Below are 24591 nucleotides of genomic sequence, written 5' to 3' on the forward strand. Positions count from 1 at the left end.
AGGGACGACACGTGGTCCGGTATGCGGGAGCGGGAATAACCGACGACTCGCCCGATCAGGGGACGATGTCTCCCGCGTAGCGACGACCGTCGAGGTACGGCCAGGCGTTGGCGACGCAGCCGTGCAGGCCGTACGTCTGCTGCTGCATCACCGGGGCCGGCTCCCCCGGGCCGGGGCACGCCTCGTGGTCCTCGCCGAACTCGTGTCCCACCTCGTGGTTGATGACGTAGGTCCGGTAGGTGTCCAGCGATGCGCCGTAGTCGGGGACCGCCTCCATCCAGCGGGCCAGGTTGATGATGACCTGGCCGGGCAGGCGGCAGGAGGTGTAGCGCTCGGTGGTCAAGCCGCCCTCGGCGCACATCCGCTCGGACGTGACCGGGGTGGCCAGGTAGATGGTGAAGTCGGCGGCCTCGGCGTCGGCCACCCGTTGCACCCGCAGCTCGTCGGACGCGATCCAACTGCGCGGGTCGGCCAGCACCTCGTCCACCCTGGCGGCGAACTCGTCGGCGTCCTGGCCGGCGCCGCGTTCGACGACGACCCGGTAACGGCGCAGCGGCCCGTCCGTGCCGCGCACGGACGTCTCGCCGTCCGCCACGGTGAAGCGGCCCGCTCCGACCGACGGGTAGGTGGTGGGGGCCGGGTGCGCGACCCCACCGCCGTGGCCCATTCCGCCCTGGGTGGCGGCCGGGGGCTCGCTTGACGGCTCACCGCCCCGGCTCACCGTCACGCCGATGGCGGCGGCGAGCACGAGCAGGCCGAGCAGCATGCTGCGGCGTCGACGCCGGTGCATCCGGACGAACGTGGGACGCGCACCCCGTAGCGCCGACCGGGGGTCGGACGGCTGCGGCGGGCCGTAAGGGGACGACGGCGTCATGAGCCAAGCGTGACAGATTATTCGGGCATTTCTCCGTTTTTGGTGCTATTGCCACAAGACGCCTGATGGAGGGTTGGGTGGTCGGCGTGTCGAGCCGATCGGCTCACAGTGCGGGGCCGCTGTGCCGACGCCCGTTCAGGTACGGCCACGGGTTGGCCCGGCACCCGTTGAGGAAGAGCGTCTGCTGCATCATCACCGGCGCCGGCCGGCCCGCACCGGGGCAGCGCTCGTGCCGATGCCCCAGTTGGTGACCCACCTCGTGATTGACGACGTACGTCCGGTAGACCGTCAGCGGCACGGCGGCCGAGACGAAGTGCGGCACGGACAACCGCCACCGATCCAGATTGATGATCACCTGCCCGGGTGCGCGACAGGACGTGTACGGCCGGCCGTTGATCCGGATGTTCACCCCACCCTGTGCGCACATCCGGCCCGCGGTACGAGCCGTGGCGAGGTAGACGGTGAAGTCGCGAGGCGCGGCCCCGGGCACCTGCTGAAGCCGCAGCCTGCCGCTGTCGACCCAACTGCCCGGCCCGGCGAGCGCCGTGTGAACCGCCTGGGCGAAATCGGCGGCGTCCTCGTCACTGCCCGACTCCACCGCGACCCGGTAACGCCGCAGCTCACCCGCCCGGCCCAGCACCGGGCCGGATCGGGAGTCGTAGCCGAACGTGCCCGAGCCGGCGCTCGGCACCGCGCCGGGCACCCGCAACACCGGGGGCGCGCTTGACGGTGGCGCGGCAGAGGGCGACGGCTCAGGCGGCACCGGCGCATCCACAAGCGGCGGTGGCGTGCCGATCTGCTCGGCGGCCAGCCGCTCGGCGCCGGGCTGTCCACCCGGCCGCTCAGCGATCACGGTCACCGCCGCGCCGACCGCCACCACCACCGCCACCAGTTGGGCGATCAGCGCGAAACGTCGCCGACGGCGCACGGGGAGGCGGGCTGAGCTGGGCATCCAGGTCAGCCTGCCAGATCGGACGGCCGCGCGACCTCCCCCGTTTCGGCGAGCAGGCCGACCACCGCGCGGGCAACCAACCGGGGAACCTCCAACTGCGCCACATGGCCGACACCGTCGAGCATCATCAATCGGCTGTCCGGAATGACCCGGGCGGTCTGCGGCGCCACCCGCACGTCGACCAGACGGTCCTGTCGGCCACCCACCACCAGGGTCGGTGCGCGTACCGCCCCGGCGAGACGCCAGAGCGAGCCCGGCCCCGGCAGGTACGACCGCAGGAAGCTGGAGACCAGCCCACGGAACGTCCGGACGTACGCCGCGGCGTAGTGCTGCGCCTCGTACCGCACCCGTATCTCCTCCAACGCCTCGGCCCGGCGCTGATCGCAGATCCGGCTGAGGTCGGCGACGCACGCCTCAAGCACCTGCTGGGCCATCACCTCCGGCGCGAGCTGGGTGAGGTGCCGGGCGACCAGCCGTTCACCGCCGGGAATGGCGAGCACCGGCAGCATCCGCCCCTGCAACGAGCGCCGGAAGTCCAGAAACGGCAGGGCCGGGGAGATCAGCGTGAGGGTACGCACCAGATCCGGCCGGAGCCCGGCGACCTGCACCGCCACCGCGCCGCCGAGCGAGTTGCCGAACAGGTGCACCGGACCGCGACCGGAGTGCTCGATCCAGCGGACCACCAGATCCGCGAAGGCCGGGACCGTGTAGCGCCGGCCCGGCTCGCTCCGGCCGAAGCCCGGCAGATCGATGGCCTGACCGTCCAGCCGGTCGGCGAGCAACCCGGCCAGGTCGGTCCAGTTCTGTGACGACCCACCCAACCCGTGTACGTACAACGCCGGCTCCGCGCCGACGGCGGTGGCCGGGGTGTCCCGCACGTACGTGACCAGGCCGTCGAGGCGGACTTCACGGCCCGGCCACGGTGGCGGGACGCTGTCGTCGGGGAGCAGGTGGTCCGGCCAGAGGGTCGCGCTTCTCATCCCTCCAGTCTGCCCCGGACCACTCAGGACAGCAGCGCCTCCAGTCGACGGTTGACCGCCGCCAGTGTCGCCCGGACCACCGCCTGCCGGGGATCACCCGCGACCAGGGCCGACCCGGCCAGTTGCTCGACCCAGCCCTCACAGACCAGCAACGCCACCACGGTGGCCACCTCACAGTTGCCGAACGGCACCACCGCCGCGTGCTCGACGAAGCAGCGCCCCCGCTCGGCGTTCTCGGTGCCGCGCAGCAGCTCGTCGACCGCGGCGGCCGCCGCCACCGCACAGAGCCGCAGCACATAGCCGTCCACCGCCGGCCCGGTGGCGTACCCGGAGGCGCTGTCCTCCCCGGCCAGCAGCCGGACCTCGACGTTCGCGTCCAGGCCGAAGGTGCTGACCTGCACGTGGTCGATCACCACTCGGGGCCCCGGCGTGTCGCCGGTCTCCAGCGGCCGGGACGGCGCCGACTCCGTCGTGGTCACCTGACCACCGGAGTACGACGTACCAAGCGTCGCCGGGCTACCGGTGGCGGCACCGGCCGGGGCGGCCGAGACCGATCCGGGTTCCTCGACGGTGGCGCGACCCCGGTGCGGAGTGTTCGCCCGACGGCGGCGCGTCGGATCCGTGTTGGGCCGCGACTCCGGGCCGGCCGGCGTGGTTTCGGCTCGACCGCCGGGTGGACGGACGACTGTCGGCGAATCGGCCGCCCGAGGCTCGCCGGGCTCGCGCACGGTCGCGTTCTGGGTCGCCGAGGTACGCCGCTCGGTGGACCGGTTCTCGGCCGCGCGACGGCGTACCGGCGGGGGTGGCGTGCTGGGCAGACCGGGCACGTTCTGCGGGGCCGCGGCCAACCCCATCCGCTCCTGGAGAAGCCGGGCCACCTGCCGGCTCACCTCGGCCGGGTCGGCACCGTCGGCAAGGTCCAGTCGAAGGCTGTGCGCCCCGGCCGGCGTACGGCGCAGGGCCGCGTCACGGACACCCGCCACCTCCCGGACGGCGTCCAGGATCGCGTTGACGTCGAACCCCTCGGGGCGCTCCCGCAGGGGGGCCGGCTCGTCATCCCGGCGCAGGTGGGTGGCGATGCGGGCGAGTTCCGGGGTCTCGGCGGGTGGGTCCACGGCTGGCGGCTCCGGCACCACGGGCACGTCCGGTTGGGCGGGTACGCGTTGCGGCAGCACCACCGCGCTCGGGGCCGACTGTCGGCCGGCGTCGGGCGACGACGTCGGGTCGGGGGCGGATCGGCGCGCCGCGTAGGCGGAGGCGGATGCCGGTGTGGCCTGGTCGCGGCGGCCGGAACCCTTGGTGGCGGCGGCCGTTGAGGACTGGGCAGCGTCCTTGGACGCCGGGTCGTTGGCCGGCGCGACCGACTGGGCCGAGTCGACGACTGACGGAGCTGGCGGCTCGGGCGACTCCGGCCGGAGTCGGAACGGCGCGGTCGGTCGCACCTCGGGCCGTGACTGGCCGGGCCGGTCGCCGCCGTCGCCCCCACCGAGGTTCGGCGACCGGCTTCCTGGCCAGGACGGAGGGTCGACCGGAGTCGCGGGAATCCGGCCCTCGGCCCAGTCGGGCCGCTCGGCCCGGGAGCTGCTCGCCGTCGGCGAACCGGTGGTCCACGAGGAGCGCTCGGCGACCAGGGACGGGCCGGACGGGGCGGGCGGCGCGTCGGTGAGCGTCGGAGGCGGCCCGGCCGGTGCCGGGGGTGGTCCGGCGGGTGCGGCAGGTGGCACGTCGGCAGGTGCCGGTTCGACCGGCGACGGGCTGGAGGCCCAGGACGGTCGCGTCGGCGGCGCGCTGGGCGGCACCGGATCGGCTCCCCCGGCCCAGGACGGACGTGCCGACGCCGGGCCGGTCGCGGGTGGTTCGGACCCACCCGCCCAGGACGGTCGTACCGGCGGCACGCTTGTCGCGGTCTCGGACCCGCCGGCCCAGGACGGACGGTCGGCCCGGGAGCCGCTGCTCGCCCCAGACCCCGCCCACGAGGGCCGGTCAGCGGGCGGACCACTCGTCGGCGTCACACCACCCGCCCACGACGGCCGATCAGCGGGCGGACCACTCGTCGGCGTCACACCACCCGCCCACGATGGCCGTTCGGCCGGTGGCGCGCTTGTCGGTTCGGCGGGGCGCTCCGGCGTGGACTCGGATTCGTCCCGGGTCGTCTCGTACGCCCGGGGTGCCTCGGCGCGCACCGGCTCGTACGGGCGGGACACCTCGGCGCGCACCGGCTCGTACGGCTGGTTCGGCTCGGCGACCCAGCCCGGTGCGGCCTCGTCCCGTGCTGCCGGGCCAACCGGCTCGTCGTCCTGGCGGGACCAGGGTGGTGCCCAGCCGCCACCCCAACTCGGACGGTTCCAGCTCGGACCCGACCAGTCCGGCTCGGTGGCCGGCGACTCACCGGCGCGGTGCGACTCACCCGCGCGGTGGGCGTCCGCCGGTCGCGGTTCGTCACCGGCACGGCCGGGCTCACCGTCGGCGGCGTGCGCGGATGGACCCGGGGGGCGCCCCGCGGTCGCCGTGCGCTCCGGTGCGAGCGGGGCCCGCCACTCGCGGGGTGCGGCTTGATTGTCGTCGGCGGCCAGCCGCTCGCCGGTCGGCGCGTGGAAGCCGGGCGGCACCTCGAAGCCCGATGCGGCGGTGCCGACGGGCGGCACCTGGACGGCCGGCGGGGCCGAGGTGGGCAGCCCGGGCTCGGCCCAGCGGGCACGGTGCGCGGCACCCGGGTCGACGGTGGGGCCAGCCTCGGTCTCGGTGGCACCCTGCTCTGCTGGTGGAGCGGGACGCTGGGCGGGCACCACGAGCCGGTCGCTGGGCGCGCCGGAGCGACCCTCGACGGGCAGCCCGGGCGGGGCGCTCACCGGTGTCGGGCGCCCCGTCGGCGGTTCGAGACCGGGGTGGTGGACGCCGTTGACGTCGTCCGAGGGGTGTGTCCCGTTGACGTGGTGGCCGTTGACGCGGGTCGGCGATTCCGGATCGCCAGTGCGCCCGACCAGCGGCGATGGCAGATCACCGTGCCGGGTCGAGGAGGTCCGCCAGCCCGACGCGGGGTCCGGCTGCCAGCGCGGCGCCTCGTCCCGGGCAGCCTCGTGGTCGGCGGCTCGGGGCCACCCACCCGCCGGAGGTGCCCACCCGCTGACGGAACGGCTCGGGTCGTCGTGCTGACCCGCTCCGTCACCGTGCTCTCCCGGGGTGGCGGCTCCGGGTTGCCCTGTTTCACTCACCGCGCGCTCCTTGGTCGCCCCCGCTGAGGCTACCGTGTGCCGAGAGTGGCGATAAGTTACAGCGGCGGGCCATTTCCACGACGGAGGTCACGGGCTTCGCCCGGTCTGGGGGGAAAATGCCGGCTCGTACGGAGAACTCGGAGGATCCCATGACCGCTGCGGGGAACGGTGCACAGACCGCTGGCCGGCCAACTCGCCTGCCCCGCTCCGCGCGCCGTAAGCAGCTTCTCGCTGCGGCGCAGGAGGTGTTCGTCGCGCAGGGCTACCACGCCGCCGCGATGGACGACATCGCCGAGCGGGCCGGGGTCTCGAAGCCGGTGCTGTACCAACACTTTCCCGGGAAGATGGACCTTTACCTGGCCCTGCTCGACACGCACTGTGACGCCATCGTCGCTCAGGTGCAAGATGCGATGCGCGGCACCAGTGACAACAAGGAGCGGGTCAGCGCATCGGTGCGGGCGTACTTCGACTTCGTCGACCACGAGAGCGAAGCCTTCCGGCTCGTCTTCGAATCGGACCTGCGCAACGACCCGGCGGTGCGGCAGCGGGTGGAGCGGGTCGAGCAGGGCTGCATCGCGGCGATCACCGACACCATCATCTCCGACACCGGGGTGAGCCGGGCACACGCCGAGTTGCTCGCTTCCGGGCTGGTCGGCGCGGCGGAGACGGCCGCGCAGTTCTGGCTGGCCGGCGGCCGGCAGGTGCCGAAGGCCGAGGCCGAAGCGTTGGTGGCCGCGCTGTCCTGGCGGGGCATCGCGAGCTTCCCGCTGCAAGGTGAGTCAGCCTGACCGCTGACCCCGTGATCGGATAGCCTTCGCAGGGCGGTTCTTTCGCCCCAGTTGAGGAGGCACAGTGGAGGTCAAGATCGGCGTGCAGTACGCGCCGCGCGAGCTGGTTCTGGACAGCGCGCAGTCGCCGGCCGAGATCGAGCAGATCGTGACCGACGCCTTCGCCGGCAACGGCGGCACGCTCTCCCTGACCGACGAGAAGGGCCGGCGGGTCATCGTTCCGGTCGAGAAGGTCGCCTACGTCGAGATCGCCGAGGCGTCGCCCCGAGCGGTCGGGTTCACCGTCCGCTGACCGGTCCGGCCATCGCGGCAGGTCGGCACTCGGCCCACCTGCCGCAGGCCGGCACCGGCCCGACCGACACGTCGGTCAGTTGTTCAGCCCGACGGCGACCATCCGCGCGGTGTGCGCGGTGGTGAGCCTGCCGAACAGCCCGGGTACGTCGACCCGGCCGTCCCGCGCGATCAGCGCGGTGAGGGCGCCCCGCTCGGCAGCGACGCGGCCAGCCTGGGACAACGCCTCGCCAACCAGCCGCCGGGCCCACATCGAGAGTCGGCCGGCCACCCGGGGGTCGTCGGCGACGACCACCCGGATCTCTTCGGCGGCGAAGTCCGCGTACCGGGAGTCGTGCAGGACGTCGAGCACCAGCGCCCGGTCCGGCTCCTCCAGCGCATCGGCGATCTCCCGAACGAAGTCGTCGGTGATCGCGTCGCCGACGTACGCCTTCGTGACCACTTCCGCCCAGTCCCGCGGCTCGGTCGAGTCGTGGTACGCCTGCAACGGCCCGACGTAGGGCGCCATCGCCTCCTCCGGCGGCACGCCCAACGCACCGAGCCGGTCGGCGAGACGGCGGTAGTTGACGATCTCGGCGGCGGCCATCTCGTTCAGCGCTGCCCGGCGGCGCAGGTCAGGGGCGAGCCGGGCGTCGCCCGCCATCCGCTCGAAGGCGAGCAGCTCACCGAAGGCGACCAGACCCAGCAGATCGGCGTACGCGGAACCGGAGGCGGACACAGGCGGCAGGCTATCGCGTGGTCGCCCCGCACGCCGCCCCCGCGCCACCCCCGCGCCGCCCCCGCGCCGTCCCCGGTCGATCAAGGAGTTGTGGTGCCCGGTTGAGGGGCGTACGACCCCTTTGCCCACCAGCACAACTCCTTGATCGACGACAGCGAGGGGCGTACGGGACGCACGCCCAGCCGGTCGGTCGGAGATCAGTGTGGCGTGGGTCACAATTACTTGCCCCGCGTGGCGAGTGGCCGACTGGGAATCGGGACGAGGGCATGCCTGTTCAGGTAACATGGAGCAGTTGCCGTGGGCGCCGATCTGATCGTTGCTCAGCCTGCGGCGCGCGTGCGGCCCGGTCCGGCACGGCAATCTGCCGCCGACCGTGTGGCCCGCGTCAAACCGAACGCGCCCTGAGGACATGACGGGCGCACCCACGAGAGGGCACCCCCACATCCAGATGAGCGACCTGACTCAAGATTTGCTGGACGGCCAGGAACTGGCCCCCACCGCCCCGGTTCGCCCGGAGGCCCCCACGTTCGCCGCACTCGGCGCCCGCGCCGAGACGGTCGAGGCCCTGGCCTCGGCCGGCATCACCCGCGCCTTCGCCATCCAGGAGTACGCGATCCCGATCGCGCTGCGCGGTGTCGACCTGATCGGCCAGGCGCCCACCGGCACCGGCAAGACCCTCGGCTTCGGCGTACCCCTGTTGGATCGGGTGTTCGCGCCGGGCGAGGGAGGCGACGGCGTCCCGCAGGCGCTTGTCGTCGTCCCCACCCGTGAGCTGGGCATCCAGGTCGCCAAGGACCTGGCCGCCGCCGGCCGGACGCGCGGCGTCCGGGTGCTGCCGATCTACGGTGGTGTGGCGTACGAGCCGCAGATCGACGCGCTGCGCAAGGGCGTCGAGATCCTGGTCGGCACCCCCGGCCGGCTGATGGACCTGCAGAAGCAGAAGCACCTCCGACTGGACCGGGTGCACGCGCTCGTCCTCGACGAGGCCGACCGGATGCTCGACCTTGGCTTCCTCGACGACGTCGAGAAGATCCTGGCGATGCTGCCGGAAGACCGGCAGACGATGCTGTTCTCGGCCACCATGCCGGACCCGATCGTCACCCTGTCGCGCCGCTTCCTGCGCCAGCCGATGACGATCCACGCCGGGCACACCGCCGAGACCGGCCCGTCGCCGCAGACCCAGCAGCTTGTCTACCGCACCCACTCGATGAACAAGGTCGAGGTGGTGGCGCGCATCCTCCAGGCGGAGGGGCGTGGGTTGACCATGATCTTCACGCGTACCAAGCGGGCCGCCGACCGGGTTGCCGAGGACCTCGACTTCCGCGGGTTCGCGGTCGCCGCGGTCCACGGCGACCTCGGCCAGGGTGCCCGCGAGCGGGCGCTGCGGGCCTTCCGGGCCGGCAAGATCGACATCCTGGTCGCCACCGACGTGGCGGCCCGCGGGCTGGACGTCACAGGCGTCACCCACGTGATCAACTACGACTGCCCGGAAGACCAGGACACCTACACTCACCGGATCGGTCGTACCGGCCGGGCGGGCGCGACTGGCGTCGCGGTGACCTTCGTCGACTGGGACGACATGCCGCGCTGGCGGATCATCGACAAGACCCTCGGTCTGGAGATGCCGGAGCCGCCGGAGACGTACCACACCTCGCCGCACCTCTACACCGACCTGCACATCTCCACCGAGGTCAGCGGCACGTTGCCCACGGCCGAGCGCACCCGGGCCGGGCTGTCCGCCGAGATCGAGGAAGACCTGGGCGGGACGACCCGCTCCCGTCGGGGCGACAGCGGCGGTCGGGGTGCCCGACGCGGTGAGGGTCGCGGCGAGCGCCGTGGTCGGGGCGAGGGCCGCGGTGAGGGTCGGGGCGAGGGCCGCCGCGACCGCTCCGACGCCGGCACGACGGCCGCCGCCGAGGCGCCTGCGGCCGAGGCCACCGACGAAGGCACCCGTACCCCACGCCGCCGGCGTCGCCGCCGCGCCGGCGAGGTGGTCGCGGGCGAGGCGACCGCGGTGATCTCCGCCGACAGCGGCCCCGCCGAGCCGGCCACCGGGTCCGACGGCGAGGCGACCAAGCCGCGCCGCCGCCGACGCCGCCGTGGTGGCGGTTCCGGCGCGGGTACGCCGGCCGAGGCCACCGCGGACTGACCCACCAGTCACACCTGACATCCCCCGCACCGCCTCGCGCGGTGCGGGGGATGTTCCCTTCTCCCACCTCACCTGCCAAAGATGGAACGATGCCGCAACCACTGGACGCCGCCCTGACCGAGGTGCGGGCACTGCTGCTCGACCCCGCACTGACCCGGGCGGTCGCCGCCGGCCGCCGCCGCGGACGCCGCCCCACAGTTGAACGGGCCGAACTGCGGCCGGTGACACTCAAGGCCGGGCCCCGGATGCAGATCACCACGTCCGACGGCGCTCGCCCGTACACCCGCAATGTCGCCCCTGGTCCCGACGCGGCCGCCGCCGTCGACGAACTGCTGGCCGAGCCGTTCGGCAACTGGCACGTCGAGACGGCCGACGCGACCCTCCAACTGCGGGTGACCAAGTCCGGGGAGGCGCAGGTGCACCGAGCCGCGACGTCCCGCCCGGCGGCGACACCCGCCGGTAACGACCGGGCCAAGGATTATCTACTCGACCCCGGCGACCCGATCTTCGCCGAGATCGGCGGGTCGGCGGCCAAGCGCCGCCAGGTGGACGCGTTCCTGCGGGCCCTGGCCGCCACCCTGCCCGACGATCTGACCGGCCCGCTGCGGGTGGTCGACCTGGGCTGCGGCAACGCGTACCTGACGTTCGCCGCGTACCGCTACCTGACGGGCCGGGGCCTCGACGTCCAGTTGGTCGGCGTGGACGTCCGGGAGGACCAGCGGCGACGCAACACCGAGCTGGCGCAGCGGCTCGGCTGGGCCGATCACGTCAGCTTCGTGGCCGGGACGATCGCCGACGCCGTCGTCGACCCCGCCCCGGACCTGGTGCTGGCACTGCACGCCTGCGACACCGCCACCGACGAGGCGCTGGCCCGCGCGGTCCGCTGGGAGGCCCGCTGGGTGCTTGCCGCGCCGTGCTGCCACCACGACCTGGCGAAGCAGCTCCGCGCCCACCCCGCCCCGGCCCCGTACGAGCTGCTGACCCGGCAGGGCATCCTGCGGGAGCGCTTCGCCGACGTGCTCACCGACGCACTGCGCGCCGGGCTGCTGCGGGTGCACGGCTACCGGGCCGAGGTGGTGGAGTTCGTGGACTCGCAGCACACCCCACGTAACCTGCTGATCCGCGCACGTCGTACCGGCGCTGCGGCGACCGGGCCACAGCACGCCGAGTATCGCGAGCTGGTCGATCAGTGGCGGGTCAACCCCCGGCTGGAGACCCTGCTCGCCGAGGGGCCCGCCAGCTAGAACCGGGTGGGCCGGCCGGTGGTGCGGGCGCGGGCGCCGCTGGCCTCGCTGTGGCTAGCGTCGGCGGTCCCGACCACCGTTGCGCTCACTGGCACCGTGATCGCGGGCCGACACCCGGTCGGTGCCGGACCGCTGGGCGGGCCAGTCGGCGTCGCCCGCGCCGGTCGGGAATGGCACGACCTTGCCCCCGGCCTCGGCGTTGCCGGCTGCCGTGAATGCGTTCCAGGAGATGTCCACAAGCAGCTTCTTCACCTCGGCGTGCCGGATGGCCGCATTCTGTTGCAACGCCATCCGGGCACCGAGCAGGACCGCGACAAGTGTGGTGGTGATGGCGCCGGTTGCGGCCAGCACCTGGAGACCTGTCGCGGGATCGGTGCGGAGCACCATGATCAGCAACCAGATCCAGAACGCGGCGGCGAAGACGCCAGCCTTGGCGACGAAGAAGAGGCTCACCGCACCGGGCTGGTACGGCTGGGGACGGCTCGATTCGGCCATGGTGCTCCTCGGCGGTGGTCCGGGCGGACGAGGCGGGCGGCGGATGTCGGGACGGGACGGGCACCGAGCTTAATTGAAGAACGATGAAGATCGCTCGATGCAATTTTCGTTCTGCACACACGGTTCCAGAGAAAAGTCTCGTCCATGGGACAGTTTGTGCGGTCAGTCAATTGTTTCCGGCCTCAGGAGTACTACCCTCGGAAGACGCATCGTCCCGGTGCTCCGGCGGGAGGGGAAGTCACGCAGGGATGGGATCAGCCGACGTATCACCGCAGATGGCCTTCGCCCGCTTCGTCCGGCGCGCCATCGACGACGCTCGCGACGAACGCGGCTGGACCGTGAGTGATCTTGCCTCACACACGGGCGTGGGTCGCTCCACCGTGTTCCGTTGGCTGGCCGGCGACTGGCAGGACTATCCCGAGTTGGCCAAGGTGCGCGGCTTCTGCGCCGCACTGGACCTCCCGGTCGCCGCCGCGTTCCGCGCACTGGGGCTTCCCGACGCCGGTCCCGCACCCCGCCGACGCCACGACGAGGGCCCGGTCGAGGCCGACGTCCGGGCCATCCTGGAGCGGCTGGCCGACCCCACGGTCCCCGCCGAGGAGAAGCACCACATCCGCGATCTGCTCCGCTACCTGGCCCGCCGCCCCATCCGCCGAGCCGGCTGACCCACCCCCCCCCACCACCCCAACCCAACCCCTACAGCGCTCAACCCGCCCCCTCCAGCGCCGGCCCGCCCCTCCAGGCTGGGACTGGGTCCGGCCCGCCTCTCCGCGGTGATCAAGAGGTTTGCGTCAAACCACGGGCGAAACCTGACGCAAACCTCTTGATCACCGGGCTCGGCGTGGGGTGGGGTGGGGGGAGGGTGGGGAGGGGGAGGGGGAGGGGTGGGGAGGGGGAGGGCGGGGCGGGAGGGCGGGGTCAGGGGACGGTTAGGGTGAATTCGGCGGTTTGGACTTCGGTGTTGACCTGGAAGTCGAGGTAGAGGCGGTAGCGGCCCGGGCCCGGAGTGGTCAACCAGAACTTGATCTGACCGTCCACCAGCTCGGTCTCCGGGTGCACGTGCAGGTAGCCGAGGTCGCCCTCGCGCAACGCCACCAGGTGCCCGTACGCCCCGAGGTACCGCTCCAGCGGGGCGGCACCGCCGACGCCGTCGACTCGGAAGGTCAGCGGCACGGTCGCCCCGGCCTGCGGAGCGCCCTGGTAGCTGACGGTGAAGCCGTCCACGGTCGTCGAGGTGGCCGGCCCCGGGAGCGGGCGGGGTTGGTAGTCGCCGGGCGCGACCAGATCCGTGCCGAGGGTCACCGCGGTCTGCGCGCCGTTGTCGGCGACAACGGTGAAGTCGGCGTACGCGCGCCAGAGGCCCGGCTGCGCGAGGGCCAACGGCACCGACCAGGTGCCGTCCGCCGCCATGGTGGGGTGCAGGTGCTGGTAGCCGCTCAGGTCACGCCGAACGACGATGAGGTGCATCGGCTTGTCGTGCACGATGGCGTACCGGGTGACCGGCCGACGCTGGGCGTCACGCACCTGGAAGCGGAGCTGGCCAGGGCGACCCGCCACGAACTCGGTGGCCAGGGGGGCCAGCGTGAGCCCGGCTGAGCTGACTGCCAGACCGCCCGGCTCGGTGGGTACGCCCTGATCGGTGCCCGTTGCGGAGCCATGGCTGTGCGGGGCTACGCCCGGCGGGTCGGTGTGCTCGGCCGCAAACGACGGGCCCCCGGTGGCGGCACCGTTGACGTTCAGCCGTCCGAGACCGAAGCCGAGCAGCACCGCCAACACCAGCCCGCCGACTACAAGCGCCAAGCGGAGAGTGCTCCGGTCCGGACCGACCGAGACCCCGTCGACGCCGGGCACCGCAGACGCACGATCAGACCCCGGCACCGCAGACGCACGATCAGACCCCGACACCGCAGACGCACGATCAGACCCCGACACCGCAGACGCACGATCAGACCCCGGCACCGCAGACGCACGATCAGACCCCGACACCGCAGACGCACGATCAGCGCCCGACACCCCGGGCACCTCGGCAGGGACTGGCACCGCGGTCACCTGGTCCGGAACCGGCCCTGCGGAGAGCTGGTCAGGCACCGCCAGCGCCCAGCGGGTGGCCGGCCTCGTCGACGGCGGTCGTGCCCGTGACGCCGTGCGCGCAGGTGACGGGCTGCTGGTCGGTCATGGTGCCCACGTTACCGCCGTGCGCAGCCGGCCCAGGCCGACGACCTGACGGCGTGGCGACTGTCGCATTCGGCGACGCCGGGGAACTTTCCACCGACCGGGCGAAACTGGACCACCTGCCGTGTGCCGCGCCCGCACGGACGACCGGCTCCGCAGCGCGCGACACGCCACCGCGTCGGGCATCCGGCTCCGGCCACCGCGCGCGGCGGCGAATCAGCCGGCCACGGCGAGGGCGAGCGGGAGGACGTCGGTCGCGCCGGCCCGGCGCAGGGCCCGGGCGACAAGTGTCATCGTCCAGCCCGAGTCGATCAGGTCGTCGACGAGCAGCACCGGGCCGTCCAGCCCGGCCAGCGCCTCGGCCAGGTCGGCGGGCACGGTGAAGGTGTCGTGCAGCGCGCGTACCCGTTGGGCGCTGTTGCCGCGCGCCCCGGCCGGCCCGCCGGGGCCGGCAGCGGTGACCTGGCCGAGCAGCGGCAGCCGGCCCACGGTGGCGATCCGCTCGGCGAGTGAACCGAGCAGCCTGGGCCGCCGCCGGGAACCGACCGCGACCACCGCCACCGGCCGGCTGGGCCACGGGTCGTCGCCGTGCGCCCACGCCTTCAACACCTCCACGACCGCGCCGGCCACGTCGTCGGGCAGCGCCGCGTCCGGCGCTTCCGGGCCGACGAGGGCACGCAACCGGCCACCCCAGCCCAGGTCGGAGAGGCGCCCGACGGCCCGGCCCGGCAGCGCCTGCTCCGTGGGGGCGATCCGGCCCTTGAGGGGTACGCCCACCGCGTCGAGCCCGGTCGGCCAGAGCTTCTTCGGCGCGATCTCCACCCCGGGTCGGCCCAGGAAGGTCTGCGCGGCGGCGAGCGCGGCCGTCGACACGTCGGCGGCGAAGAGAGGGTCGGCGCACCTGTCGCAGCGGCCGCAGTCGACCGCCTCGGTGTCGTCCAGGCGTTCCCGTAGATACCGCATCCGGCAGTCGGACGTGGTCGCGTACTCCCGCATGGCCTGTTGCTCGGCGGTGCGTGCCTCGGCGACGCGGCGCAACCGGGCCTCGTCGTAGACCCACGGCTCGCCGGTGGTGAGCCAGCCCCCGCGCACCCGGCGGACCGCGCCGTCCACGTCGAGGACCTTGAGCATCAGCTCCAGGCGGGCCCGGCGCAGGTCGACGAGGGGTTCGAGGGCCTGGGTGGAGAGCGGGCGGTCGTGGTGCAGGGCGGCCAGTACGGCCCGGACCTGCTGCTCCGGTGGGAACGCCAGCGAGGCGAAGTAGCGCCAGATCGCGGCGTCCTCGACGCCGGGCAGCAGCAGCACCTCGGCGTGCTCGACGGCGCGGCCGGCGCGGCCGACCTGCTGGTAGTAGGCGATCGGCGAGGGCGGCGCGCCGAGGTGGACGACGAAGCCCAGGTCGGGTTTGTCGAAGCCCATGCCCAGGGCGCTCGTGGCGACCAGCGCCTTGATCTTGTTGTCGAGCAGGTCCTGCTCGGCGGCCCGCCGGTCGGCGTCGTCGGACTGCCCGCTGTACGAGGCGACCGGGTAGCCCCGGGAGCGCAGGAACTCGGCCGTCTCCCCCGCTGCCGCCACGGTGAGCGTGTAGACGATGCCGGAGCCGGGGAGCTGGTCCAGGTGGTCGGCGAGCCAGGCAAGCCGGTGCGCCGGGCTGGGCAGGTCGAGCACCCCGAGGCGCAACGACTCGCGGTCCAGGGTGCCGCGCAGGATGAGGGCGTCGCCAAGCTGCTCGGCGACGTCCTGGGTGACCCGCGCGTTTGCGGTGGCGGTGGTCGCCAGCACGGGGGTGCGCTCGGGCAGCTCGGCGAGGAACGTCCGCAGCCGCCGGTAGTCGGGCCGGAAGTCGTGCCCCCAGTCGGAGACGCAGTGCGCCTCGTCGACCACCAGCAGGCCGGTGGTCGCGGCGAGCTTGGGCAGGACGCTGTCGCGGAAGTCCGGGTTGTTGAGTCGTTCCGGGCTGATCAGCAGCACGTCCACCGCGCCGGTCTGGATCTCGGCGGTGATCTCGTCCCACTCGTCCAGGTTCGCCGAGTTGATCGTGCGGGCCCTGATGCCGGCCCGGGCAGCCGCCTCGACCTGGTTGCGCATCAACGCCAGCAGCGGCGAGACGATCACCGTCGGGCCGTGCTCCCCGGTCTCTCGCAGCAGGGCGGTGGCCACGAAGTAGACCGCCGACTTGCCCCAACCGGTCCGTTGAACGCAGAGCACCCGCCGCCGGTCGACGACGAGCGCCTCGATGGCGCGCCACTGATCCTCACGCAGCCGGGCGTGGTCACCGGCCAGCCGGCGCAGCACCGCCTCGGCCCGCTCGCGTACGGCTGCCCGCTCTGCTGTCTCCACCCGGCATTTCTACCAGCGCCATCCGTCAAGCCCTTGTTGATCAAGAGGTTTGCGTCAGAATCCGCCCGGATCCTGACGCAAACCTCTTGATCAACGGGGTCAACCTCGGGGGCGGAGGGCGCGGGTCAGGTGGGACAGGCGGGAGGTCAGGCTGGTCAGGCCGCCGGGGAAGAAGTAGACGGCCAGGATGAAGACCGTGCCCAGGACGAACAGTGGCTGGCTCAGGGGGCGGCTCAGGATCGCCGGCAAATCGTCCACCGCGTCGCTCGTGCCGAAGGCGGTGAGCCGGTGGTCCAGGTACATGTAGAGGACGCCGCCGAGCACCGGGCCCCACCGGGTGCCCGGCCCGCCGAGCACCACCATGACCAGCAGCGACAGGGTCAGCTCGGAGGACGTGATGTGCGGCGACGCGCCGCCGACGATCAGGACGTAGACCACCCCGCCCGCCGACGCGAGGCCGCCGGCCAGGGTGAACGCGACCAGCTTGTAGCGGTACGGGTCGAGCCCGAGCACGCCGATCCGCCGCTCGTCGTCGCGCAGCCCGGCGAGTACCCGCCCGGTCGGCGACCCGCTCACCCGGTGCACCACGAAGACCACAAGCGTCAGGTACGCCAGTGCCAGCCAGTACAGGTTGACCGTGTTCGTCACCCCGACCAGGCCGGCGGGCAACCCGGACACGTCGAGCGGCAGACCCTCCTCGCCTCCGGTGAGCCCGCCGAAGTCCCGGGCCACCAGGATCGCCCCCACCTGCGCGAAGGCCAACGTGACCATGGCGAAGGCGATGCCCACCGTACGCAGGGCCACCGCACCGAGCAGCGCCGCGAGGATGGTGCCACCGGTGATGGTCAGCACCGCCGCCTGCCACAGCGGCAGACCGGCCCGGGTGACCAGGATGTCGGTGCCGTAGACACCTGCGGCGAAGTACAGCGCGTGCCCGAAGGAGAGCATCCCGGTCCGGCCGAAGAGCAGGTCGTACCCGGCCGCCAACCCGCCGAAGATCAGGCAGATGGCGAGCAGTTGCAGGGTGCCGGGTGAGTTGACCGGCCCCTCGAAGATCCCCGGCAGGGAGATCGTCGAGTACGGCAGGATCGCGAGGACCACGAGCGCGACGAGCGGCAGGAACGGGCGGACCCGGTGCCACCGCCCCCGCTGCGGGGTCAGCTCGTCCGGCACCTGCGCGGGAGGAGCGTCGATCACCGTCATGCCGTTGCCACCTTTCCGGCGATGCCCTGCGGGCGCAGCAGCAGCACCACGGCCAGCAGCCCGACCACGCAGATGTCGCCGAGCCCGGACGTGCCGTAGTAGTTGACGAACTGCTGCACCAGCCCGACCACGACCGCCGCGTACGCGGAGCCGACCACCGAGCCCATCCCGCCGATCACCACCACGATGAACGCGAAGATCAGCAGCGAGCCGCCCTGTCCGGGCGAGACGGTGCCGAAGTAGACCCCGCCGAGCGCACCGGCGAGCGCGGCTGCCGCCCCACCGATCGCGAAGACCAGGGTGAACGCCTTGCGGACGTCGATGCCGAGCGCGGTCACCATCTCCCGGTTCTCCACCCCGGCCCGGATCACCAGGCCGTACCGGGTCCACCGCAGGAACGCCAGGATCGCACCGAGCACCAGCACCGCCGCGATGATCAGCAGCAGGCCACCGTTGGGCACCTGCGCGCCGAGGATTCCGGTCACCTGCCGCGTCCAGTCCGGACGCGGAAACGGCCGGGCGTCCGCACCCCAGGTGGCCTGCAACAACGCCACCCCGGCCAGCGACAGGCCGACGGTGACAAGCACCTGCTCGATGGTGCGGGAGTACAGCGGGCGGATCAGCACCAACTCGACAAGGACCGCGACGAGCGTGCCGGCGGCCACCCCGAAGGCGACCGCCAACACGAAGCCGAACCCGTCGGGGCCGGCGCCCGGCAGGTTGCCCGCCGCCCACCAGGTCCCGTACGCGCCGACGCCGAGGAACAGCCCGTGCGCGAAGTTGAGCACGTCGGCCAGACCGAAGACCAGGGACAGGCCGGAGGCGACCAGGAAGTACAGCGCCGCCAGGCCGAGCCCGGTCAGCGCCAGGAGAATGATGGTCCCCATCAGAGCTGGTCCTTCCTCGCGACTGCGGGGCTCGCAAGCTCACTCCTCGCGCTCGGCGCAGCCGCCTCCGCGGAGCCGACACCCAGGAGCGACTTCGTCAACGCGGTCTCCAACAGCAGTTCACGGGCGTCGCCGGTCCAGGCCACCTTGCCGGCGGCGAGCACCACCGCGTCGCGGGCCAGTCGGCGAACCACTGCCAGGTTCTGCTCGACGAGCAGCACCGGCACCGACTCCGCGACCCGCTCCAACACCTCGGCCACCTCGGTCACCACCTTCGGCGCCAACCCCTTGGTGGGCTCGTCGACAAGCAGCAGCCGGTTGTCGTTGAGCAGCACCCGACCGATCGCGAGCATCTGCTGCTGGCCGCCGGAGAGCGAGCCGGCCCGTTGCCGTCCGCGCCGGTCCAGCTCCGGGAAGAGCGCAAAGACCCTGTCGTACGCCGGGCTGGTGCCGCGCCGTTCGGCGAGCCGCAGGTTCTCGGCGACGGTGAGGCCGGCGAACACGCAGCGGTCCTCGGGCACGTAGCCGAGCCCGCCGCGGACCAGCCGGTGGGTGGGCCGGGACAGCAGGCTCTGCGCGCCCATCCGGATGGTGCCGCGCACCTCCCCGGCGGGCGGGGTGAGGCCGACGATCGCGCGCAGCGTGGTGGTCTTGCCCACGCCGTTGCGGCCGAGCAGGACGGTCACGCCGGTCGGGGCGACAGTGAAGGACACCCCCTGGAGGATGTGCAGCCCGGAGATCCGGACCGACAACTCCTCCACACTGAGAACCGGTTCCAGCCGAGCCGCTTCCGTTCGCGACTGCGGGGCTCGCAAACCCGGCTCACTCCTCGCGCTCACAGCGACTCCCCCAGGTAGGCCTCTTGCACGGTGGGGTTGGCCATCACCGTCTCCGGGGTGTCGCAGGCCAGCAGCGCGCCGTGGTGCATGACGGCGATCCGGTCGGCCAGCTCCAGGATGACGTCCATGTGGTGTTCGACCATCAGCACCGCCCGGCCGCTGTCGCCGGTCAACGACTTGATGACGGCGACCAGTTCGGGCACGTCCTCGGCGCTGACCCCGGCCATCGGCTCGTCCAGCAGCATCACCCGCGGTTCACCGGCGAGCAGCAGGGCGATCTCCAGCTTGCGCTTCTCGCCGTGGGCCAGGGTGCCGGCGAGGGCCGTACCACGGTGGGCGAGGCCGACCCGGTCGAGCGCCGCGTCGGCGGCGGCGGCGACCTCCCGGTCGGCCGCCGCCCGCCGCCACAGTGCCATCGAGCCCCCGCGGTGCGCCTGCACGGCGAGCCGGACGTTCTCCCGAACGCTCAGCGAGCCGAAGACCGAAGAAGCCTGGAAGGTACGGCCCAGACCGAGGCGGGCCCGCCGGTGTGGCGGGAGCGCCTCGATGTCCTGCCCGTCCAGGGTGATCCGGCCCTCGGTGGCCCGCCGCAGGCCGGTGATCAGGTTGAACAGTGAGGTCTTACCGGCGCCGTTCGGCCCGATGACGCCGAGGAACTCCCCGGGTGCCAGGTCGAGGTAGACGCTGTCGACGATGGCGACCTCACCGATCCGCCAGGTCAGACCGCGGGTGGCGAGCATGGTCAGCCCTTCATGGCCACGGCCGGTGGCGCGGTCTCGTCACCGGTGAGGCTCTTCTGGGCGGTCGCGGTGAAGGCGGTGCCGCTGCCGGTCAGCTTGGCCTGGAACATCGGCTGGAGCAGCGCGTGGTCGGCGGCCCGGATGGTCATCTTGCCCTTGACTCCGTCGAAGCTCCAGCCCTCCAGCGCGGTGACCATCTTGTCGACGTCGTCCCCACCCTCCTGGGCGGCGCGGACCACCATCTGCGCGGCGGCGAAACCGTCCGGGTGGAACAGGTCGATGGTGTTGACCTTGGCCTTGAGCGCCTTGCTGGCCTCGGTGTCGCTGGCACCGTCGAAGTAGTGCGACAGGAAGGAGATCTTCGCCCCGGCGGCACCGAAGGTCGGCCACGAGGCGCGGATGTCCAGGCCGGTGACGACAGTGGTGGACGACAGCACGCCCTGCTGGTCGAGGGTCTGCCACATCGCCGGAGCGGTCGTACCCGCCCACGCCACGAAGAGCAGGTCCGGCTTGGCAGCCTTGATCTGGCTGGCGAACGGGGTGAACTCGGTGGCGCTGGCCGGGGCCCGGACACTGCTCACGGTCGCACCCGCGCCGCCGATGACAGCCTTGACGGCCGCCTCGTTGGCGTCGCCGAACGCGCCGTCCTGGGCGAAGACCACCACCTTCTTGCCGGTCGGGTCGCCGATGAACGACTTGGCGGTCACCACGTCCTGGTAGGACTGCCGACCGGAGCGGAAGGTGTACTTGTTCGCGCCGGTCACCGCGTCCGTGGCGGCCGGGCCGGAGATGAACAGCACCTTGTTCTGTGCCGCGATCGGCGCGACCTGGAGCGCCACGCCGGACGCGGTGGAGCCGGCAATGATCTTCGTGCCCTTGCCGATCAGGTCCTTCGCCGCGGAGACCGCCTTGGCCGGGTCGCCCGCGTCGTCGACCTCGGTCAGCTCGATCTTCCGGTCACCGACCTTGCCGGTGCCCTGGGTGGCGAAGTCGAGCCCCGCCTTGAACCCTTCGATGTACTGCTTTCCGTAGCTGGCCAGGGCACCCGACTGGGAGTACACCAGGCCGACCTTGACCGGCGCGGCACTGTCGCCGCCGCCGGTGGCGGTGTCCTGCGGGCTGCCACAGGCCGTGGCGGCCAACGCCGCGGCCATCATCGTGGCGGCGGAGAGGAACACCCGCCGCGTCGTCCGGACCGTCATTGCGACTCCACATGAGGACTCGGAGGGAGAGAACTTCTTCGTGACGGCCCACGCTAGAAGTGACCTCACCCACGAGCTATGTGGCGGAAACACACAAGTAACAAGATTGAGGTGGCCGGGGGTTACAGCGGCCCGCACCACCGCCTCGGGGTTTCGCCTCCCGATGGCCCGAACCCCCACGGACCACCCGAACCGTGTGTCGCCCCGCGCCATTCGCCCGGTCCGGTCAGCCGCAGGGCCCGTCGTGGGCTGCCGCACGCAAGCAGCGCCGCCGATCGTCGAGCAGGCTGTCACAAAAGACCCGATGACGTACGCACTGAGCGTCCTCCTCCGACACCGTCGTCTCCGCCCGATCGACGTCGGCGAGGAAACCCAGCGCCCGGGTGATCACCCGGGCGAATCGCAGTGCCCCCGGTAGGTCTGCCGCGACCACCGGCAAGTGCACCACGAAACGCTCTCTCTCCATGCGCACAACCATCACCCTCGACTCGTCGATCTGGTGGGCGGTCCGGTGTGCGGGTAGGGGACGCCCACCGGACCGCCCGGCCCCGCGCCCGCAGCCCTCGTCAGCGGCGATACGAACGCAGAGCCCACCTCACGCCCGCGCCCCGAGGGTTTGCCGAACCAACCGGAGCGGGACATCAGCAACCTACCCCAAATACTTGTGTAGGTCGACCTTTCGAAGCAGCGACACCACAGCCTGTTGCAGTAACTGGTGTAGGCCGGCATGATCAAGGACGCCGAACCGACCGGAGTCCTCACCATGCCCACAGCAGAAGCCCCGTATCGCCGCATCGCCAACGAGATCGCCGCGAAGATCAAGAGCGGCGACCTGAAGCCGGGCGACAAGCTGCCCTCCACCCGGGAACTCGCCGAGGCTTACGCCGTGCACATGAACACAGCCTCGCGGGCACTCTCGCTGCTGCACGACCGCGAGCTGATCACCGGTCAGCCCGGCCGCGGCACCTACGTCGCCGAACACCCACGCGGCTGACCCGTCCACTTGTCAGATCGAGGACACGGACCTTCACCGGATTCGCCACCTGCTTGTGTCATCCCTGGTGAACGGCCCGCTGATTCTGAACGCCCCTCGCCGCTCGGTTAGCAGGACAGAAACTCAGACACACCCTCCGCTACCTTCACATCACCAATGGTGATGTGAGCTAGGAGGCGCGGTGTCGGCCAACGACGACTTCTTCCGTTCCCGTAAGGCCGCCGCTGTACTCAAGCACGGCATCCTGAAGCGCTATCCCGTCGTCTTCGCTTCCAAGACCGGCCAGGGCAAACGAGTCGTTTTTCTCGATGGCTACGCGGGACGAGGCGAGTACGAGGAGGAAGGGGAGGAAGGCTCGCCGCTACTGCTGTCCCGCTGCGCCGACACGGTCAGAGGCTTCCGGAGCGTCTTGCTCTTCTTTGTAGAGAAGAATCCTTCTCACTTCGCAAACCTGCAGCGGGTGCTGGAGGAGCGCGGAGGCTCAACGAGACGAATCCTCCGGCAAGGCGACGTGGCAGATCACCTGCCGGAGGTCCTCTCGGTTGCTCGTCAGGCTTCACTCTTCGCCTTCCTCGATCCGTTTGGCCTTGCGCTTGACTTCGGACTCGTGCGCTCAGGGCTCCTCGGGCGGCCTTCTTCGCCGCCAACGGAGGTTCTTCTTCACTTCAGCGTCTCTGCTATCGCGAGGATGGGACGAGCGGTTCAAGTAGCGCGCTCCCGAGGTAGTCGGCTGCCTCCTGCCGAGCAGAAGACGGCCGACCACCTCACGAGGTTTCTCGGCGACGACTGGTGGCAGGACCACTTCGCACGGGTGAACGGTGATGGAGATGAGGAGACCGCAACTGAGGTTGCTCTCAAAGTGGGCGCAGAGTACGAGAAGCGGCTGACCGCGGGAACGAGCTATAGCGCGATCACTATGCCGGTCCGACCGCGCCCGGAACTCTCACCGAAGTACGTCTTGATGCTGTTCACAAGACACACAGAAGGCGCTTGGCACTTCGCCGACGCCCTGGGGCAAGCCGGCGTGGACCTGGAGGAAGCCCGCTACAAGAGTCAGATGAGCCAGGACACCCTGTTCGGGTCACTCTCATTCGATCGTCCGGCGTATGTGAGCAGCGCACTACCTCGGGTTGCGCAGGTTGTTGAGCAGAACATCGTTCAACTACTTTCGGAATCGAACCCAGTCCAGCTCGCCGAGCGGGTGCCCGAGGTCTACCGGGGAGTGCTTGGCCAGGCGTGGACGCGCCATGCGCGGCACGCAGTCAAGTCGTTGCACCGTCGGGGTCTGATCGACCACACCGGCGTCGGAAATTTCTGGAAGGACCCCATCCGGCAACTCTGAGAGGTCGACCTTGATGGAGAGCCAACAGGCCAATTAGGCGGCAGCGGGCAGGCGAGGCGTTGGCATCTCATCCCAGGTGCGACCGTCGAGTAGGCGTCCACCGGCCTTGGGTGTACGCCCACCCCACTGCTTGAAGAAGAAGGCGGCCCCCGCCCGGTCACATTGGTCGCGCAGGTCAGCGACCCAGGACCCCTTCATCGGGCGACAGCCCTGACCCGACTCGCCACCCGCGATCAGCCAGTCCATCCCCGCGAGGTCGAGCCGCGGCAACGGACCAAGCAAGGGCTCCGCCGAGATGAAGCGAACCGCCGCTGGCACCTTCCGAAGGAAGTCAATCCGGGACCGTTGACTGTCGTCCTCGACGCTCACACCCATCCAGACGTTCGGCGGCCAATCAAGATCATGAGCGACCTTGGCGAGCCGAGCTGCGCGCTTCGTCAACACCTGGAAGGTGTGGCGTGGCGTCTCGCGCATGACGTCGAAGACTTGCTGCACGTAAGAAAAAGGAACCCTGGCGTGGAACAGGTCCGACATCGAGTTGACAAAGACCGTCCGAGGGTCACGCCAGCGTCGCGGTATATCGAGGGCGTCAGGGTGGAGCGCTACGCCGAATCCCGGCCCTGAGGTGCGGGGGTCGCCGTCGGTCTGATACTTGGCCGAGCCCATGGCCTTTAGGCGCTTGGCGAGGGTCATCGCATAGCAGTTGTCACAACCCGACGAGATGCGGTCACAACCTGTAGTGGGATTCCAGGTTGCTTCCGTCCACTCGATGGCGCTTTTGTCTGCCATGTGCCCCTCCTTCGCTCGACGCGCCAATACTGTCGAACAACCGTACGCATGGGAAGGGTTGCGCGGCGTGTCGGCCCGTTGGGTTCAGCGCTCACGTGTAGGCCGGCTGTGCACACGGCACTACAAGCGGCCGCCAGCACCCACACCGCACAGCGGAACTGGACGGGCGTTGCGCTCGAAGATCGCCACAACTTCCCGATGTTGCTGCCTCGCATCCGAATCCACCCCTACAAGATCGTGCTTGATCGTGGATGTAGTGGCCTCAGGACGCCTTGGGTTCAAGTGTGTCGACGCCGCGTGAAAACTGACCCCGTGGTTCCGGTTGAATTTTGACCCCTTCCGGAAGCATCGGGAGGTGCTGAGCGTGGAGGACTGGGCAG

At 71.5% G+C, this 24591-nt stretch carries 21 protein-coding genes and 1 pseudogene; 7 read left to right on the forward strand and 15 right to left on the reverse strand.

The features are described from left to right. Positions 1-55 precede the first annotated feature (55 nt). From AB0C15_RS23230 to AB0C15_RS23245, 4 genes and pseudogenes are all read right to left on the reverse strand, one after another. Positions 56-874 carry a DUF3152 domain-containing protein gene (locus tag AB0C15_RS23230; RefSeq protein ID WP_357355080.1) on the reverse strand — a complete coding sequence of 273 codons (819 nt, stop codon included), beginning with the start codon at positions 872-874 and terminating at the stop codon, positions 56-58. Between the two features lie 103 nt (positions 875-977). Further along, positions 978-1826 (reverse strand): DUF3152 domain-containing protein, encoded by an 849-nt coding sequence (locus tag AB0C15_RS23235; protein ID WP_357355082.1) that lies wholly within the window; start codon positions 1824-1826, stop codon positions 978-980. A 5-nt stretch (positions 1827-1831) separates the two neighbouring features. Beyond that, positions 1832-2806: an alpha/beta hydrolase gene (locus AB0C15_RS23240; protein WP_357355084.1), complete on the reverse strand. Its 975-nt coding sequence runs from the start codon at positions 2804-2806 to the stop codon at positions 1832-1834. 23 nt (positions 2807-2829) lie between these two features. Continuing rightward, positions 2830-3990 (reverse strand): annotated as a pseudogene (locus tag AB0C15_RS23245) (hypothetical protein); the annotation flags it as partial. A gap of 2177 nt (positions 3991-6167) precedes the next feature. On the opposite strand from AB0C15_RS23245, the gene AB0C15_RS23250 reads away from it, so the two are divergent. Together AB0C15_RS23250 and AB0C15_RS23255 are read left to right on the forward strand one after the other, a co-directional pair. Next, on the forward strand, positions 6168-6806 hold the full coding sequence (locus AB0C15_RS23250; protein WP_030489514.1) for a TetR/AcrR family transcriptional regulator: 639 nt from the start codon (positions 6168-6170) through the stop codon (positions 6804-6806). 64 nt (positions 6807-6870) lie between these two features. Beyond that, positions 6871-7098 carry a DUF3107 domain-containing protein gene (locus AB0C15_RS23255; RefSeq protein ID WP_030329796.1) on the forward strand — a complete coding sequence of 76 codons (228 nt, stop codon included), beginning with the start codon at positions 6871-6873 and terminating at the stop codon, positions 7096-7098. Positions 7099-7173: 75 nt separating this feature from the next. On the opposite strand, the gene AB0C15_RS23260 is transcribed toward AB0C15_RS23255, so the two are convergent. Continuing rightward, positions 7174-7815 carry a ferritin-like fold-containing protein gene (locus AB0C15_RS23260; RefSeq protein ID WP_357355087.1) on the reverse strand — a complete coding sequence of 214 codons (642 nt, stop codon included), beginning with the start codon at positions 7813-7815 and terminating at the stop codon, positions 7174-7176. A gap of 448 nt (positions 7816-8263) precedes the next feature. On the opposite strand from AB0C15_RS23260, the gene AB0C15_RS23265 reads away from it, so the two are divergent. Together AB0C15_RS23265 and AB0C15_RS23270 are read left to right on the forward strand one after the other, a co-directional pair. Then, on the forward strand, positions 8264-9964 hold the full coding sequence (locus AB0C15_RS23265; RefSeq protein WP_357355089.1) for a DEAD/DEAH box helicase: 1701 nt from the start codon (positions 8264-8266) through the stop codon (positions 9962-9964). 89 nt (positions 9965-10053) lie between these two features. Further along, the gene (locus AB0C15_RS23270) at positions 10054-11208 is read left to right on the forward strand and encodes an SAM-dependent methyltransferase (RefSeq protein ID WP_357355090.1); all 1155 of its coding nucleotides are present in this window, start codon (positions 10054-10056) and stop codon (positions 11206-11208) included. Between the two features lie 54 nt (positions 11209-11262). On the opposite strand, the gene AB0C15_RS23275 is transcribed toward AB0C15_RS23270, so the two are convergent. Beyond that, a complete protein-coding gene (locus AB0C15_RS23275) occupies positions 11263-11703 on the reverse strand; it encodes a hypothetical protein (protein ID WP_357355091.1) in 441 nt (146 codons plus the stop codon). Between the two features lie 248 nt (positions 11704-11951). On the opposite strand from AB0C15_RS23275, the gene AB0C15_RS23280 reads away from it, so the two are divergent. After that, positions 11952-12368, forward strand: a complete 417-nt coding sequence (locus tag AB0C15_RS23280; protein WP_357355093.1) for a helix-turn-helix domain-containing protein — start codon at positions 11952-11954, stop codon at positions 12366-12368. A gap of 253 nt (positions 12369-12621) precedes the next feature. Here AB0C15_RS23280 and AB0C15_RS23285 read toward each other — a convergent pair whose 3' ends face one another. The 8 genes from AB0C15_RS23285 to AB0C15_RS23320 form a co-directional block, all read right to left on the reverse strand. After that, a complete protein-coding gene (locus AB0C15_RS23285) occupies positions 12622-13503 on the reverse strand; it encodes a hypothetical protein (RefSeq protein WP_357355095.1) in 882 nt (293 codons plus the stop codon). Positions 13504-14091: 588 nt separating this feature from the next. After that, positions 14092-16215 (reverse strand): DEAD/DEAH box helicase, encoded by a 2124-nt coding sequence (locus AB0C15_RS23290; RefSeq protein ID WP_357355097.1) that lies wholly within the window; start codon positions 16213-16215, stop codon positions 14092-14094. A gap of 99 nt (positions 16216-16314) precedes the next feature. Continuing rightward, positions 16315-17418: a branched-chain amino acid ABC transporter permease gene (locus tag AB0C15_RS23295; RefSeq protein WP_357355099.1), complete on the reverse strand. Its 1104-nt coding sequence runs from the start codon at positions 17416-17418 to the stop codon at positions 16315-16317. Further along, positions 17415-18305, reverse strand: a complete 891-nt coding sequence (locus AB0C15_RS23300) for a branched-chain amino acid ABC transporter permease (RefSeq protein ID WP_357355101.1) — start codon at positions 18303-18305, stop codon at positions 17415-17417. The genes AB0C15_RS23295 and AB0C15_RS23300 overlap by 4 nt, the downstream gene beginning before the upstream one ends. Then, positions 18305-19084, reverse strand: a complete 780-nt coding sequence (locus AB0C15_RS23305) for an ABC transporter ATP-binding protein (protein WP_357355121.1) — start codon at positions 19082-19084, stop codon at positions 18305-18307. The genes AB0C15_RS23300 and AB0C15_RS23305 overlap by 1 nt, the downstream gene beginning before the upstream one ends. A 56-nt stretch (positions 19085-19140) precedes the next feature. Then, on the reverse strand, positions 19141-19884 hold the full coding sequence (locus AB0C15_RS23310; protein ID WP_357355103.1) for an ABC transporter ATP-binding protein: 744 nt from the start codon (positions 19882-19884) through the stop codon (positions 19141-19143). A gap of 2 nt (positions 19885-19886) precedes the next feature. After that, on the reverse strand, positions 19887-21086 hold the full coding sequence (locus AB0C15_RS23315) for a substrate-binding domain-containing protein (protein WP_357355105.1): 1200 nt from the start codon (positions 21084-21086) through the stop codon (positions 19887-19889). Positions 21087-21312: 226 nt separating this feature from the next. Beyond that, positions 21313-21552: a hypothetical protein gene (locus tag AB0C15_RS23320; RefSeq protein ID WP_357355107.1), complete on the reverse strand. Its 240-nt coding sequence runs from the start codon at positions 21550-21552 to the stop codon at positions 21313-21315. Positions 21553-21849: 297 nt separating this feature from the next. On the opposite strand from AB0C15_RS23320, the gene AB0C15_RS23325 reads away from it, so the two are divergent. Both AB0C15_RS23325 and tcmP read left to right on the forward strand, forming a co-directional pair. After that, positions 21850-22080 (forward strand): winged helix-turn-helix domain-containing protein, encoded by a 231-nt coding sequence (locus AB0C15_RS23325; protein WP_357355123.1) that lies wholly within the window; start codon positions 21850-21852, stop codon positions 22078-22080. A 181-nt stretch (positions 22081-22261) separates the two neighbouring features. Further along, positions 22262-23422, forward strand: a complete 1161-nt coding sequence (gene tcmP, locus AB0C15_RS23330; protein WP_357355109.1) for a three-Cys-motif partner protein TcmP — start codon at positions 22262-22264, stop codon at positions 23420-23422. 33 nt (positions 23423-23455) lie between these two features. On the opposite strand, the gene AB0C15_RS23335 is transcribed toward tcmP, so the two are convergent. Beyond that, positions 23456-24211, reverse strand: a complete 756-nt coding sequence (locus AB0C15_RS23335; RefSeq protein WP_357355111.1) for a phage Gp37/Gp68 family protein — start codon at positions 24209-24211, stop codon at positions 23456-23458. Positions 24212-24591 lie beyond the last annotated feature (380 nt).

Origin of the sequence: Micromonospora sp. NPDC048835, from assembly GCF_040649995.1 — a bacterium.
Lineage (GTDB): Bacteria > Actinomycetota > Actinomycetes > Mycobacteriales > Micromonosporaceae > Micromonospora.